Below are 14508 nucleotides of genomic sequence, written 5' to 3'. Positions count from 1 at the left end.
ACATAGGCGTATGAGCTATCGCATCGGCATCGACCTCGGCGGCACAAAAACCGAAATTCTGGTCCTCGGGCCTGGGGGCAACGAAATCCTGCGCCGCCGCACCGCCACGCCCGCGGGCTATGCGCAAGCCCTGGATACCATCGCAAGCCTCGTGCACCAGGCCGAAGCGGAAATCGGCGCCGCCGCCAGCGTGGGCATCGGCATCCCCGGCAGCATCAGCCCCGCGACCGGGCTGGTGAAAAACGCCAACTCCAATGCCCTGAACGGCCACAAGTTTGACCGTGACCTCGGCGCCCTGCTCCACCGGGAAATCCGCGTCGCCAACGACGCCAACTGCTTTGCCCTCTCCGAGGCCACCGACGGTGCCGGGGCCGGGGCGAAGATCGTGTTTGGCGTGATCCTGGGCACCGGCTGCGGCGGCGGCATTGTGGTGAACGGGCAGATTCTCGAAGGCCGCCACCGCCTCGCCGGCGAGTGGGGGCATATCCCCCTGCCCTGGCCGCGCATGGACGAAATGCCCCTGCGCCCCTGCTGGTGCGGTCTCAGCGGCTGCCTGGAAACCTACCTCGCAGGCCCCGCCCTCGCCTTTGAATGCGACGGCCCCGGCGCCAGCGATGCCTCGGCCATCCCCGCGCGCGCCGCCAATGGCGAGGCAAAAGCCATCGCGGCGCTCGCCATCCATGCCAACCGCCTGGCCCGCGCGCTCGCCGTCATCACCAATGTCCTCGACCCTGACACCATCGTGCTCGGCGGCGGCCTCTCCAACCTGCCCAACCTCGCCACCACCCTCCCCTCCCTCATGCAGCCCTATATCTTCTCCGACACCTGCACCCCCAACATCCGCCGCAACCTGCATGGCGACTCCTCGGGCGTGCGCGGCGCCGCCTGGCTCTGGCCCAGATAAATGCCCGCCATTTGCCGCGACTGCGATGCGCAGGTGTCCGGGGCGGTATGCGAGGCCTGCGGCAGCGCGCGGGTGGTGCGGCATGAGGAGCTGTTCAGCCTGGCGATCGCGCATATTGATTGCGATGCGTTTTTCGCCAGCGTGGAGAAGCGCGACCGGCCGGAACTGCGCGATCTGCCGGTGATCGTGGGCGGCGGCGCGCGCGGGGTGGTGAGCACCTGCTGCTATGTGGCCCGGTTATATGGGGTGCGCAGCGCGATGCCGATGTTCAAGGCGCGCGAACTATGCCCAAAGGCCGTGGTGATCGCGCCTGACATGAAAAAATATGCGGCGGCCTCGGCGCAGGTGCGGCGGTTGATGGAGGCGCTGACACCGCTGGTGCAGATGCTCTCGGTGGACGAGGCGGCGCTGGATCTGGCGGGAACCCAGGCGCTGCACCATGCGCCGCCCGCGGTCGTACTCAACCGCCTTGCCCGGCAGGTGGAGGCGCAGATGGGCATCACCGTTTCCATCGGCCTCGCGCGCAACCGGCTGCTGGCCAAGCTGGCGGCGGAGCGGGGCAAGCCGCGCGGCTTCACCGTGTTTGGCGCGGAGGCGGCGGCGGTGCTGGCGCCCGAGCCGGTGGGGCTGCTGCCCGGTGTCGGCCCCGCGCAGGTGCGGCGGTTGCAGGCACTGGGGGTTTTTCGCGTGGGGCAGCTGGCATCGCTGGATGAGCGCACCGCGGTGCAGAAACTCGGGGATGAAGGCCCCGCCCTGGTGGCCCGCGCGCGCGGCGAGGATTCAAGGCCGGTGCGGCTTGAGCGGGAGAGCAAGTCAATAAGTGCCGAGACCACGTTCGCCACTGATTTAAGCGCGCGGCCGGAGCTGGAGGCCGCGCTGTGGAACTTGTGCGAGAGACTGGGCCGCCGCCTGCGCGGCGAGGCCCTGGCGGCGGCGGGCATTGTGCTGAAACTGAAGACCGCCAGTTTTGCCAGCCGCACCCGCAGCCAGCGGCTGGCGAACCCGACGCAATTGCCGGAGACCATCTTCGAGGCGGCGCGCACCCTGCTGGCACGCGAGGTGGACGGCACGGCCTTCCGCCTGATCGGCATCGGCGCGGCGCCGCTGGTGGCCGAAGCGCTGGCTGATAAAGGTGATCTGGCCGATGCCGGCGCGGCGCGGCGCCGGGCGCGGCAAAGCGCCATCAACCATCTGCGCGACCGCTTCGGGCAATCGGCCGTGCAGCGCGGCCGTGGCTTTCCCAAAACACCAGGAACCAAGTAAAGCATCCGTATGAACGAAAAAACCAGTGCCAGCCGCCAGAACTTCCGTGAAGCCATGTCCCGCCTGGGGGCCGCGGTCAATATCATCACCACCACGGGGCCGGACGGCGATGCCGGGTTCACCGCCTCGGCGGTGTGCAGCGTGACCGACGACCCGCCGACCCTGCTGGTCTGCGTGAACAAAAACGCCAGCCAGCACGATGCGATTCTAGCGGCCGGTTTTTTATGCGTGAACGTGCTGACGCATGAGCATCAGGAATTGTCGCCGATGTTCGCGGGCGTTGGCAATGTGCCTATGGCCGAGCGCTTCGCGCAGACGAAATGGCTGCGCCTGGATACCGGCGCGCCGGTGCTGGAGAGCGCCACCGCCGCCTTCGACTGCAAGATCGACCAGGTTGTGGAGGTTGGCACGCATAGCGTGATCTTCTGCGCCGTGCGGGCCATACATCTGGGAGACACCGCCTCGGGCCTGATCTATCATGGCCGGGCCTATCACAAGGTTAACCCCGGGAAGGGCTGAGCCCCTATTTCCGCTCGGTTTCCGCCTCCAGCCCCAGCATCTGCGCCAGCCGGTCCAACCGGCGCAGCACCGCGTCTCCCGCGAAAACGCCGTTGGCTTCGGCCAGCCCCAAAATCAAACGGTCCGGCGCGATGGTGAGGCTGGTTCCGGCTAACAGCTGCGGGGTACCGGCCGAGAGCGTGTAGGCCAGACGCAGCGCGATGCCCAAGGTCTCCGCGCGGCGGGTTGCGTGCATATCCAGCAGGCTGCGCGCGGGCGCGAGGAATGCGGCATCCGGCGGCGCCTCATAGCGCAGCGCCATGGTCAGCGCGAGAAAGGCGCGGGCGTGATGGTCCAGCCCGATGCCCGCCTGGCGCAACACGCGCAAAAACGCCTGCTCGGCGCGGTATTCCGGGTGTTCATGGCTGCCGATGTCGGAGAGCCAGCATGCGGCCTCGCGCAGGCGGCGCTGCGGGCCGGTCTCGCCGGGGAAGAGCGGATTGGTCCAGCTTATGAGTTCGGGCGGCAGTTTGGCATCGCGCATTGTGCCGCGCGTGAGGTCGCGCCCGGCGGCAAGCAGCGGGTCTTCATCACGGATTTCCGGCGGCATCAGCCGGGCGAACCAGCCTTCACGCAACCCGTTGGCTGAAAACACCACGCGGTTAACGCCCGAGCTGCGCAACAGCCGCCGCAGAATCACCGCCGCATAGGGCAGATCCTCAATCCGCCGGCGCGGCACGCCGGGCATCCGTTCAATCAGCTTGCGGCCTGCCTCGGAGACGACACCAGCCAGATCGCGCGCCTCTTCACGGCCGATGGTGTAGTGATGCACCATGTTCAGCGGGTAGCCGGTCTGGGCGATATGAATCCGCGCCAGCGCCCGGAAGGCGCCGCCGGAGAGGTATAAATCCCGCCCCGCCGCATCGCCGATAAAGGGCGTGCGCTCCAATTCCGCGGTCATGATCGCGCGGGCCTTCAACAGGTCGCCGCCGGAGCGGTCGGCAAGGCGGATCACGCCGACCGGGATCGTCGCCGCCTGGCCGACGCGCCCGGATTCGAGCCGCACCAGCTCAAGCGAGCCGCCGCCCAGGTCTGCCAGCACACCATCCGCGCCCGGAATGCCGCAGAGCACGCCCTCGGCCGAAAGCGCAGCCTCCTGCTCGCCCGAGAGCACATTGATCCGCATATCCGGCAGCCGCCGGGTCATCAGCTTGACGAATTCAGCGCCATTTTCAGCATCGCGCACAGCCGAGGTCGCCAGCACATCAAACGGGCTGGCCCCCATGGCGCGCGCGATGGCGGCGTAGCGGCGCAGCACCGTCCCGGTCTGCTCCAGCGCAGCCTCGTCGAGCCGGCCGGTTTTGGTCATGCCCTTGGCAAGGCGGATGACGGCTTTTTCGTTAAAAATCTGGACCGGATTGCGCGCCTCGCCCTCATAGATGACCAGACGGACGGAGTTGGACCCAAGGTCGACCACCGCGCGGCGCGATAATCCGGAGGGGATGGCGTATTGGGCGGGGGTCATCTCGTTCATGGCTCCTGTCTCGCAGATTTAGACATTCCGGTTAAGTCACACTTCCATGAAAAACCGGCGGTCCTGGAGTGCTTAGAGCGTGATTGCCTCACGTCAATCACGCTCTACCTTATGTTTTACGATCAATTTCATTGGTTTAGCTTGAATCGGGTGACTCAAGCTAAACCAATATTGATCTAGCGCAGTTGCGGGTTGTCGAAGAGGGGGTTGCGCCAGCGGTGCATGGCCCGGCTCAGCGCCTCCGCCAGCTCACGCTTTTGCGCCTCGCCCAAGGCCCGGGCGACCTCGAAGCTCTTCCCCCGCGAGGAAAACAACAATTTCGGCACGGTGCCGGGGCGTTCCTCCAGCACCACGTTCAACCAGTCCGGCGGCACCGAGAAGCTGGTGCTGCGGCCGTGGACATCCATGCGCGTGACCGCCAGCTGGTCGTCACGAAGGCTGATCGTCTCGCTCGCCCGCGCCGCGCGCATGTTGAGCCAGAACAGGCTGACCGCCAGAAACATGCCGGCGATGTTGAAGCCGATGACAGGCCAGGCGCCCAGATGCGCCATTTCGCTGGTCATGAACAACGAAACCGCGATCATCCCGCCCATCACCATGAACATGGCGCGATACGAGAGGCTGCGATGGGGTTTGATCACGGCCTCGAAAATCAGATTTTTGCTCCCCGCACTGGCGGTCTCGGCGTCCATACCGCATAAATCGTATCGACATGGCCGCGAGCAAGAGAAAAAATCAGCGCATGATGAAACGGGCGGACATCCGGGCGTTTTTGGAGGCGATTTCCGGCGGCAATGCCAACCCGCGCACCGAGCTGGACTACGCCACCCCCTACCAGCTGCTGGTCGCGGTCGTGCTCTCGGCCCAGGCCACTGATGTCTCGGTCAACCGCGTGACCAGAACCCTGTTTGCCGATGCCCCCACCCCGCAGGCGATGGTGGCGCTGGGCGAGGCTGCCATCGCGCAGCGGATTAAATCCATCGGCCTGTGGCAGGCCAAGGCAAAAAACGTGGCCATGCTCTCGCACCTGCTGCTGGAGCGCCATGGCGGCGAGGTGCCGGGCGATCGCGCGGCGCTGGAGGCGCTGCCCGGCGTGGGCCGCAAGACCGCGAACGTGGTGCTGAACGAGGTTTTCGGTCAGCCTGCAATGGCGGTGGACACGCATATCTTCCGCCTCGGCAACCGCACCGGCCTGGCGCCGGGCAGCACCCCGCGCGCCGTGGAGGACGCATTGCTGAAGCGCATCCCCAAGGACATGCTCAAGCCCGCGCATCTCTGGCTGATTTTGCACGGGCGCTACGTTTGCAAGGCCCGCACGCCGGAATGCTGGCGCTGCCCCGGCGCTGCCTATTGCACCTATGGCGAGAAAACCATCAAAGCCTGATCGTCTCGCCGCAATCCAGCGTGAAGAACAAATCCTCCGCAATCCCCGCTTCCTCCCGCGCCGCGGCCAGGTCCTGCTCCGGCGCGCCGATCGCCTCGGCGGTGAGCTGGAACGTGCCAAAATGCATGCCGATGGCCCGCTTCGCCTCCAGCGCCGCGAAGGCCTGCACAGCGTCCTGCGGGTTCATATGCACCGGCCCCATGAACCAGCGCGGCTCGTAGGCGCCGATCGGCAGCAAGGCCAGATCCGGCGCACCCAGGCGGGCGCGGATTTCAGTGAAGAATTTGGTCGCTCCAGTATCCCCGGCGAAATAGATTCTCCGGCCCTGATGCTCAATGAACATCCCGCCCCAGAGGGTTGTGTTGCGGTCATACAAGGTGCGGGCGGCAAAATGCCGGGCCGGCGTTACAGTCAGCACCGCCTCGCCATGGGTGTGGCTCTGCCACCAATCCAGCTCCACCGCGCCGGGGATTCCCTTTTTGTGCAGAAACGCGGCGTTGCCGAGCGTGGTCACGATATGAACCTTCGGGAATCGCGCGCGCAGTTTGCGCAGCGAGATGATATCCATATGGTCGTAATGATTATGCGACAGCAAAATCAGGTCGACATGCGGCAGATGATGCAGCGCGACCCCCGGCGCGCGGACACGCTTTGGCCCGGCGAATTGCGAGGGCGAGCAACGCGCGGAAAACACCGGATCGGTGAGAATGTTCAACCCGGGCAGGTGGATCAGAAACGTGCTGTGGCCGATAAAGCTGATGGCCGGCGGCTCAACCGAGGGAACAGGATGGTGATTGTTCTCAATATGCTTGGGCCAGGTGGCCCAGGTCTCCGGGTTTCTGCGCAGCCGCGCGCGCAAGATCGTGAAAAAATTCAGCCGCCGGCCGTTGGCGGCGCGGGCCGTGGGCTCGGGGTTGAAGAAAAGCTTGCCGTCATAATGGTCTGAGATGGGATAGGACATTACGTTTATCTGGTGCGCGTCCGGCGGATTAAAACCAGCCCCCTGCTTCAATGCATCAATCTGCGCATCGCGGCATCCAGCCCCTCAAGCGTCAGCCCGTACATGCGCTCTTCCATCAATGCGCGGATCATGCGGGTCGACTGCGTATAGTTCCAGTGCTGCTCGCCCACCGGGTTGAGCCAGACGGCTTTTGGATAGGCCGCGATAATGCGGGTCAGCCAGGTCTGGCCGCTCTCGGCATTCCAGGATGAAATCCCCCCGCCCGGCTGCATGATCTCATACGGGCTCATCGCCGCATCGCCGACGAACACAAGTTTCCAGGTGTGGTCATAAGTATTCAGCACATCGCTGGTCGCCACCGCGTCCTGCCCGCGCATGCGGGCGTCCTTCCACAGCATCTCATACGGGCAGTTATGAAAATACAAATGCTTGAGATGTTTGAACTCTGACCCGGCGGCCGTGAAGAGTTGCTCCGAGAGGGCGATGTGATCGTCCATCGAGCCGCCGATATCGAGCAGGAGAAGAATTTTCACCGCATTATGCCGCTCGGGCACCATTTTCAGGTCCAGATACCCGGCATTGCGCGCGGTGGAGGTGATGGTGCCGGAAAGGTCGAGCTCATCGGCCGCCCCCTCGCGCGCGAAACGGCGCAGGCGGCGCAAGGCGACTTTCATATTGCGCGTACCAAGCTCAACATCGCCCGCGAGGTTTTTGAAACTACGTTGGTCCCAGACCTTCACCGCCGAACGGTTGCGCCCGGACTCCTGGCCGATACGCACCCCCTCGGGGTTATAGCCGTAAGCGCCAAAGGGCGAGGTGCCGGCCGTGCCGATCCATTTGTTGCCGCCCTGATGCCGGCCTTTCTGTTCCGCCAGCCGCTGCCTCAAGGTTTCCATCAGCTTCTCGAAGCCGCCCATCGCCTCGATCTCGGCTTTTTCCTCCGGGGTGAGGTTTTTCTCCACCAGTTTGCGCAGCCACTCCTCCGGGATTTCCTGCACCGGCACACCATCGGGCGCCACCGGTTGCGGTTGCAGAATCCCCTTGAAGCTCTCGGCGAAAACGCGGTCGAATTTATCGAGAAACCGCTCATCCTTCACCCAGGTGGCGCGGGCGAGATAGTAGAAATGGTCGACATCGTAATCAGCCAGCCCGGCCTGCATCGCCTCCTGCAAGGTTAAAAACTCGCGGAGCGAGACTTTAACGCCCGCCGCGCGCAGGGCCAGGAAAAACGCGAGGAACATGGCTCAGCTCGTGCCCCGGCGGTTCAGGAACGCCAGGCGCTCAAACAGATGCACATCCTGCTCGTTTTTCAGCAGCGCGCCGTGCAGCGGGGGAATGAGCTTGGCCGTATTGCGCTCGCGCAACAACTCGGGACCGATCTCCTCGGCTAGAAGCAGCTTCAACCAATCCAGAAACTCCGAGGTGCTGGGCCGCTTCTTCAGGCCGGGAACCTCGCGCAGCTCGAAGAACGAGGTCAGCGCCTCGCGCAGGAGCAGATTGCTGATGCCGGGATAATGCACATCCACAATGCGCTGCATCGTCTCGCGGTCAGGGAATTTGATGTAGTGGAAGAAGCAGCGGCGCAGAAACGCGTCCGGCAGTTCCTTCTCGTTATTGGAGGTGATGATGATGATCGGGCGCTGCTTCGCCTTGATCGTCTGGCGCGTCTCGTAGACAAAAAACTCCATGCGGTCGAGTTCGAGCAGCAGATCGTTGGGGAATTCGATATCCGCCTTGTCGATCTCATCGATCAGCAGGACAGGCGCGTTCTCGGCGTCGAAGGCATCCCATAATTTGCCGCGGATGATGTAGTTGGCGATATCATGCACGCGCGCATCACCGAGCTGAGAATCGCGCAGGCGCGAAACCGCATCGTACTCATAGAGCCCCTGCTGCGCCTTGGTGGTGGATTTCACATGCCAGGAGATCAGCGGCTTGCCCAGCGCGGTGGCGATCTCCTGCGCCAGAACCGTTTTGCCGGTGCCGGGCTCGCCCTTGATGAGCAGCGGCCTTTGCAGCGCCACGGCGGCGTTGACCGCGACCTTCAGGTCATCGGTGGCGACGAATGTATCAGTACCTTCAAAGCGCATGTCTCGTCCTTGCCGTTTTGTCGTCCTTATCTTCGCCCGGTGTCCCGCTACGTCAAGGATACGGCAACCGCTTATTTCTTCGCCTCGAATTTATACGGGCTGGCGCTGGTGGTCAGCGGATCGATGCTGAGGCGGTGCGCAAGGGGCGGAAACGCGCGCGAGCGGCAGTCCTGGCGATCGCACAACCGGCAGGAGAGGCCAATGCCCACCGCGGCGGTGGCGAGATCCAGCCCGTCGCCATAAACCACTTCTCCGGCGTGGCTGATATCGCACCCCATGGCGACAACCCGCACCGGCGGCGGCTCGCCCCAGCGCGCCGGGCGGCCGGTGATGGCGCGCGCGAAACAGAGAAAGGTTTCCGTGGCCGACAGCTGCGCCACCTGCACGCGGATGGTCCCCGGCGTGGCGAAGGCGGAATGGACGATCCAGCGCGGGCAGGTGCCGCCAAAGCGCATGAAGGGAAAACCGGCCGCCGAGAAGCGCTTGCTGACATTGCCCGCCGGGTCCACCCGCAGGAAGAAGAACGGCACCCCCCGCGCGCCATTGCGCTGCAAGGTGGAGAGCCGGTGGCAGGCCTGCTCGTAGCTCACGCCAAAACGCGCCGCGATGGCGTCCACATCGTAGCGCAGATGCCGCGCGGTCTCCAAAAACGCATCATAGGGCATCAGGATGGCGCCGGTAATGTAGTTGAGCAGCCCAATGCGCAGCAGCTCGGTGGCATCGCGCGACGACGGATTGGCGGCCTTGATGATCGGGTCGATCGCGTCACGCGCTTCCAGCAGGGCAAGCTGGAACGCCATCTGGAACCCCCGGCTCTCGCGCGGCAGATCCTCCGAGAGCGTGAGCAGCCGGGCCTTGGCGTCAAACACCCGCAGCGCGCCGGGGAGCGGCTGCACACGCACGATCAGCCCATGCACCTGGCGCAACCGCTCGGCCAGAGCGTGGCTGCTGCCGATGGTCTGCGCGTTCAGGGTCGCGTTGATGGCCTCGGCGGCGGCTTCAAGCGCCGGAAAATGGTTTTCATGGTCATGGAAAAAATCCCGCACCTCTTCGTTCGGCAGCATGATCTTGCGCCCCGAAGGCAAGGTGATGCCCAATGACTCCTCGCGTGCCCCGGCCAGGGCGCGGTGCAGCGCCAGAATCGCGCGCGCGCCATTGGGCGCGGCGGCGAGGGCCTGAATCTCAGCCTCGGGCACCGGTTCTATGGCCAGTTGCGGGTCGGCGAACACCTCGCGCAACGCCACCTCGAACTCACGCTCCTGCACGCCTGAGAGCGCCGCGAGGTCAACGTGCAAAATATCCGTCAGCTTGAACAGCAACGAAGCCGTGACATTGCGCTGGTCATGCTCGACGAGGTTAAGGTAGCTCGTTGAGATACCTAGTTTTTGTGCCAGTCCCTGCTGCGAATAGCCTTGCTCCATGCGCAGGCGGCGGATGGTTTTACCAATGGCGGTCTTTGACATGATTTACATATAGCAAATTTTTACAGTAAAGTTGAAGACTTATTTCGAGGGTGCCCGGTGATTTTGCGCTATGCATCGCGGTGCAATGTAAATTATTAACTGTGTTACGCCAAACCACCGCGTACCCAGGAGACCCGCCATGCAGACCCAGACCACCACCGCCAGAACCTCCATCGAAACCATGCAGGGCCACGATTATGATGATGGCCTGGTGCACTCCCACGGCTGGGCCCGCGAGTCCCGCGAGCGCAAGGCCACGGTGACGTTTCACGATTACGACGACGGCCTGGTTCATGCCCACGCCTGGGCCATGTCGTCCCCCGAACGCTGAATAATTCCCTCCCTCAGGTCACTTTCGCCTCATGCGGGCTTGACCTGAGGGCCGAATCGCCTTCAAATAAGATCAATAATTCAATAAACCGCGCATAAGCGCCGCCTGTTCAGGAAACGTCCACGAACACCCCTGGGTCATAATGCCCAGGGTTTTTTATTGTTCATTTTTTTAGGCTTCGCCCGGCTCGAAAACCGTGCCAACCTCCCCCCATGTCCGCCCGGCCATTCACCCTTAATCCAGACCTGCTGCTCCGGGCCTACCGGCTGGGGCTGTTCCCCATGGCGGAGTCGCGCAGCAGCAAAACACTGCACTGGCTCGACCCGGAGGCACGCGGGGTGCTGCCGCTGGATAAATTTCATTTGCCCCGCAGCCTGATGAAAACCCTGCGCAGCGGCAAATTCACCGTCACGGCTGACGCTGACTTCCCCGGCACCATCGCCGCCTGCGCCGCCGCGCGGGAAAACCGGCCGGAGACCTGGATCAACCAGGAGATCGAGCGGCTGTTCATCGAGCTGTTCCACCTCGGCTTCGCCCATAGCGTGGAGACCTGGGAGAACGGCAAACTGGCCGGCGGGCTTTATGGCGCCTGCCTGGGCGGCGCTTTTTTCGGCGAGAGCATGTTCTCCACCGCGACGGATGCCTCCAAGGTGGCGCTGGTGCATCTGCTCGCGCGGCTGCGCCTGGGCGGGTTCACGCTGCTCGACACACAGTTCATCACCGCGCATCTGGCCCGCTTCGGCGCGATGGAAATCCCCCGCGCGGCGTATCATGCCTTGCTGGCGCAAGCGGTGGAAATTCCGGCGCACTTCACCGCCAGCCCTGATCCTGCCGTATTGCTGCGCGAGATAGAGGCCATGAGGAAAGAATCACCATGAGAATTTTACCCTTCGTATTGCCCGCATTGCTGGCCGCGGCCCCCGCCCTGGCGACACCCGCGTTTCTGCCCACCCGCGATGTCGCCATCACCTATGAGCTGGATGCGCCCGGCCGCGCGGCCCAGAATTATCAATTGAACTACGACGCGGCGCAGGAGCTGGCGCGGGTCGAAAACCCCGCCCAGGGCGTCTATATCCTGGCGAACCTGCCCTCGGGCCAGGCGCAGGTGGTGGTCCCCGCCTTGCACGCCATTGTGCAGGCACCTGATTTCTCGGCCCTGACGCAGGAAATCTCCACCGCCGGCGGCGCCCAGTTCACCCCGCTGGGCTCAGGGCATTATGCTGGCATGGCCTGCCAGAAATATCTGGTACTCAACGCCCAGGGCTCCGGCACCGCCTGCATCACGCCCGATGGCGTAGTGCTGCATTTCGCCGGGCATGACGCGCATGGTTCAGCCGAGGTGACCGCGCTTTCCGTCGCCTACGCCCCGCAACCGGCGCAGGAATTTGCGCTGCCCGACGGATTTTCCGACGTGACACTCCCCCCAGGGGCGCTGCAGGCGCTGCTACAGCCGCAATAATTCTGCGAAATCGCCGGCGGCCGCACCGGCGATGCGGAATTTCTTATCCCGCGCGGTGGTTCCAGCCTCCTGGGTAATGGCCGCGGGCTTGATGTGCAGCCAATCAGCCAGAGCCTGAATAATCGCCTCGTTGGCCCGCCCATCCTCGGGCGGGGCGGCGACGGAAATCCGCAGCCGCGCTTGCGGCCAGCCAGGGCTTGGAGCGGCGGCGATCACCGGGCCGATTTTAACCCGCTTCGCACCAGGATGCGCCTTCACCGCCACGACCAGCCCGGCCGCCGTTTCAAGCCAGAAGCGCAACGCCCGGCCTATTGGCCCGCGACAAAGCGCTCCAGCCAGTGGATCGTGTAATCGCCATCGATGAACTCCGGCGCCTGCAAAATCTTCTCGTGCAGGGGAATCGTGGTCTTGATGCCGGTGATGACAAACTCCCGCAACGCGCGGCGCATGCGGGCAATCGCCTCGTCGCGCGTGCGCCCATAGCTGATCAGCTTGGCGATCAGGCTGTCATAATGCGGCGGCACGCGATAACCGGCGTAGAGCGCCGAGTCGACGCGCACGCCAAGCCCGCCGGGCGGGTGATACATCACCACCGTTCCGGGCGATGGCGCAAAGGTTTCCGGGTCCTCGGCGGTGATCCGGCACTCGATGGCATGGCCCGCGAGGTGGATATCCTTCTGGCCGTAGCCCAGCGGCTCCCCGGCGGCGATGCGGATCTGCTCATGCACCAGATCCAGCCCCGAGATCATCTCCGAAACCGGATGCTCCACCTGCAAACGGGTGTTCATCTCGATGAAGGAGAACTGCTCGTCCTGGTACAAAAATTCCAGCGTTCCGGCGTTGCGGTAGCCGATTTTCTTCAGCGCCCTGGTCACCGTGGCCCCGAGCTCGTCGCGCTGCGCGGTGGTGATGGCCGGGCTGCCCGCCTCTTCCAGCACCTTCTGGTGGCGGCGTTGCAGCGAGCAGTCCCGCTCGCCGATATGCACCACGGCGCCGTGATTATCGGCCAGAATCTGCAGCTCGATATGGCGCGGCTTGTCCAGATATTTTTCCATGTAGACGGCATTGTTGCCAAACGCCGCCCCCGCCTCGGCGCGGGCCTCATGGAAGGCCGCCGCCAGCTCATCGGCGCTGTAGGCCACTTTCATGCCCCGCCCGCCGCCGCCGGCCGCGGCCTTGATCAGCACCGGGAATTTGATCTTCTCGGCAATCGCATGGGCTTCCTCAAGCGTCGCGATCTCGCCGGGCGAGCCTGGGACCAGCGGCACGCCAAGTTCCATCATCGTGGTCTTGGCGGTGATCTTGTCGCCCATCATACGGATATGCGCCGCCGTGGGGCCGATGAAGACCAGGTTATGCGCCTCGACCATCTCGGCGAAGGCCGCGTTCTCGGAGAGAAACCCATAGCCGGGGTGAATCGCCTCGGCGCCGGTGATCAACGCCGCGGAAATGATCGCCGGCATGTTGAGATAGGAGTCGCGCGCCAGCGGCGGGCCGATGCACACGCTCTCATCGGCGAGGCGGACATGCATGGCGTCGGTATCAGCGGTGGAATGAACCGCAACGGTGGCGATGCCGAGTTCCCGGCAGGCCCGCTGGATGCGCAGCGCGATTTCGCCGCGATTGGCGATGAGGATCTTTTTGAACATGCTATTGGCTGATCATTCGATAATCAGCAGGGGCTCGTCGAACTCGACCGGCGCTCCCGGGGCCACGAAAATCTGCTTGATGGTGCCCGCGCGCGGCGCCTTGATCTGGTTGAAGGTCTTCATCGCCTCGATCAACAGCAGCGTAGCCCCCGCCTCAACCGTCTGGCCGACGCTCACATAAGGGGCGGCGCCAGGCTCGGCGGAGAGATACGCAACACCCACCATCGGGCTTTTCACAACGCCTGGATGCTTGGCCGGATCAGCCTTGTGCTCGGCGGCGGGCTCGGGTGCTGGGGCATGAACCGGGGCATGCGCCACAGCCGGAGCGGCAATCACCTGGGCATGCACCTGCGGCGGGGTCCGCACCAGACGGACCTTGCGGTCGCCCTCGGCCAGCTCGATTTCCGAAAGGCCGGTGTCGCTGAGCAGCTCTGCCAGCTCGCGCAGGGTTTTGGGATCGAAGGAAAGGCTCATTGATCTTCTTCCAGAATGTCCGAGAGGGCGATGAGTGCCAGCCTATAGCCTGCAAAACCAAGACCGCAAATGACCCCGTCTGCAGCACGCGACACATATGAATGGTGGCGGAAGCTCTCACGCTTGTGGATGTTGGAGAGATGCACCTCGATCACCGGAATGTCGAGGGCGAGAATCGCGTCCATCAACGCGACGGAGGTATGCGAATACCCGGCCGGATTGATGATGAGCCCGGCCGCGCGGGCCCGCGCCTCATGCACCCAGGAGATCAGCTCCCCCTCCAGGTTGCTTTGCCGGATATCAACGGCGATGCCGAGCCCCTCCGCGGTTTCCGCGCACAGGGTTTCCAGGTCATCCAGCGTGCCGGTGCCATAGACTTCCGGCTCGCGGGTGCCCAGCAGATTAAGATTCGGACCGTTCAATACGAAGATAAGTGGTGTCGTCATTTTATCCCCGCTAGCACACCCAAATCGTAGCCGCCAAATTTTACGCGGCGGC

At 64.1% G+C, this 14508-nt stretch carries 17 protein-coding genes; 7 read left to right on the top strand and 10 right to left on the bottom strand.

Annotation, left to right across the window (positions count from 1 at the left end; translation table 11 throughout):
- Positions 1-10 precede the first annotated feature (10 nt).
- From QQJ84_RS01380 to QQJ84_RS01370, 3 genes are read left to right on the top strand one after another with little or no spacing between them, the layout of a single operon-like run.
- Positions 11-904 (top strand): ROK family protein, encoded by an 894-nt coding sequence (locus QQJ84_RS01380; protein WP_284256111.1) that lies wholly within the window; start codon positions 11-13, stop codon positions 902-904.
- Positions 905-2167: a DNA polymerase IV gene (locus QQJ84_RS01375; RefSeq protein WP_284256110.1), complete on the top strand. Its 1263-nt coding sequence runs from the start codon at positions 905-907 to the stop codon at positions 2165-2167.
- Positions 2168-2176: 9 nt separating this feature from the next.
- Positions 2177-2686, top strand: a complete 510-nt coding sequence (locus QQJ84_RS01370; protein WP_284256109.1) for a flavin reductase — start codon at positions 2177-2179, stop codon at positions 2684-2686.
- A 4-nt stretch (positions 2687-2690) separates the two neighbouring features.
- Here QQJ84_RS01370 and QQJ84_RS01365 read toward each other — a convergent pair whose 3' ends face one another.
- Both QQJ84_RS01365 and QQJ84_RS01360 read right to left on the bottom strand, forming a co-directional pair.
- Positions 2691-4199 (bottom strand): Ppx/GppA family phosphatase, encoded by a 1509-nt coding sequence (locus QQJ84_RS01365; RefSeq protein WP_284256108.1) that lies wholly within the window; start codon positions 4197-4199, stop codon positions 2691-2693.
- 176 nt (positions 4200-4375) lie between these two features.
- Positions 4376-4891 carry a DUF2244 domain-containing protein gene (locus QQJ84_RS01360; RefSeq protein WP_284256107.1) on the bottom strand — a complete coding sequence of 172 codons (516 nt, stop codon included), beginning with the start codon at positions 4889-4891 and terminating at the stop codon, positions 4376-4378.
- Between the two features lie 53 nt (positions 4892-4944).
- On the opposite strand from QQJ84_RS01360, the gene nth reads away from it, so the two are divergent.
- Positions 4945-5583, top strand: coding sequence for an endonuclease III (gene nth / locus QQJ84_RS01355; RefSeq protein ID WP_284256145.1), 639 nt, complete (start codon positions 4945-4947; stop codon positions 5581-5583).
- Here the strand turns inward: nth and QQJ84_RS01350 are convergent.
- The 4 genes from QQJ84_RS01350 to QQJ84_RS01335 form a co-directional block, all read right to left on the bottom strand.
- Entirely contained in the window at positions 5573-6544 is a 972-nt protein-coding gene (locus tag QQJ84_RS01350; protein WP_284256106.1) for an MBL fold metallo-hydrolase, read from the bottom strand. The genes nth and QQJ84_RS01350 overlap by 11 nt on opposite strands.
- A gap of 47 nt (positions 6545-6591) precedes the next feature.
- Positions 6592-7785: a vWA domain-containing protein gene (locus QQJ84_RS01345; protein ID WP_284256104.1), complete on the bottom strand. Its 1194-nt coding sequence runs from the start codon at positions 7783-7785 to the stop codon at positions 6592-6594.
- Between the two features lie 3 nt (positions 7786-7788).
- Positions 7789-8634 (bottom strand): AAA family ATPase, encoded by an 846-nt coding sequence (locus QQJ84_RS01340; RefSeq protein ID WP_284256103.1) that lies wholly within the window; start codon positions 8632-8634, stop codon positions 7789-7791.
- Between the two features lie 71 nt (positions 8635-8705).
- Positions 8706-10097 (bottom strand): helix-turn-helix domain-containing protein, encoded by a 1392-nt coding sequence (locus tag QQJ84_RS01335; protein WP_284256102.1) that lies wholly within the window; start codon positions 10095-10097, stop codon positions 8706-8708.
- 139 nt (positions 10098-10236) lie between these two features.
- Here QQJ84_RS01335 and QQJ84_RS01330 point away from each other — a divergent pair, with 139 nt between their 5' ends.
- The 3 genes from QQJ84_RS01330 to QQJ84_RS01320 all read left to right on the top strand — a co-directional run bounded on the left by QQJ84_RS01330 (position 10237) and on the right by QQJ84_RS01320 (position 11887).
- A complete protein-coding gene (locus tag QQJ84_RS01330; protein WP_284256101.1) occupies positions 10237-10428 on the top strand; it encodes a hypothetical protein in 192 nt (63 codons plus the stop codon).
- A gap of 212 nt (positions 10429-10640) precedes the next feature.
- A complete protein-coding gene (gene aat / locus QQJ84_RS01325) occupies positions 10641-11306 on the top strand; it encodes a leucyl/phenylalanyl-tRNA--protein transferase (RefSeq protein ID WP_284256100.1) in 666 nt (221 codons plus the stop codon).
- A complete protein-coding gene (locus tag QQJ84_RS01320; protein WP_284256099.1) occupies positions 11303-11887 on the top strand; it encodes a hypothetical protein in 585 nt (194 codons plus the stop codon). The genes aat and QQJ84_RS01320 overlap by 4 nt, the downstream gene beginning before the upstream one ends.
- Here QQJ84_RS01320 and QQJ84_RS01315 read toward each other — a convergent pair.
- The 4 genes from QQJ84_RS01315 to aroQ are packed head-to-tail and all read right to left on the bottom strand — an operon-like array spanning position 11873 to position 14456.
- Positions 11873-12187, bottom strand: a complete 315-nt coding sequence (locus tag QQJ84_RS01315) for a DUF167 domain-containing protein (RefSeq protein WP_284256098.1) — start codon at positions 12185-12187, stop codon at positions 11873-11875. The two genes, QQJ84_RS01320 and QQJ84_RS01315, sit on opposite strands and share 15 nt — an antisense overlap.
- Before the next feature lie 8 nt (positions 12188-12195).
- Positions 12196-13536, bottom strand: coding sequence for an acetyl-CoA carboxylase biotin carboxylase subunit (gene accC / locus QQJ84_RS01310; RefSeq protein ID WP_284256097.1), 1341 nt, complete (start codon positions 13534-13536; stop codon positions 12196-12198).
- Positions 13537-13548: 12 nt separating this feature from the next.
- A complete protein-coding gene (accB, locus tag QQJ84_RS01305) occupies positions 13549-14010 on the bottom strand; it encodes an acetyl-CoA carboxylase biotin carboxyl carrier protein (protein WP_284256096.1) in 462 nt (153 codons plus the stop codon).
- Positions 14007-14456 carry a type II 3-dehydroquinate dehydratase gene (gene aroQ / locus QQJ84_RS01300; protein WP_284256095.1) on the bottom strand — a complete coding sequence of 150 codons (450 nt, stop codon included), beginning with the start codon at positions 14454-14456 and terminating at the stop codon, positions 14007-14009. The genes accB and aroQ overlap by 4 nt, the downstream gene beginning before the upstream one ends.
- Positions 14457-14508: the final 52 nt, after the last annotated feature.

Source organism: Acidocella aquatica (assembly GCF_030160635.1).
Lineage (GTDB): Bacteria > Pseudomonadota > Alphaproteobacteria > Acetobacterales > Acetobacteraceae > Acidocella > Acidocella aquatica.
This window is presented reverse-complemented; position numbering and strand designations above follow the sequence as displayed.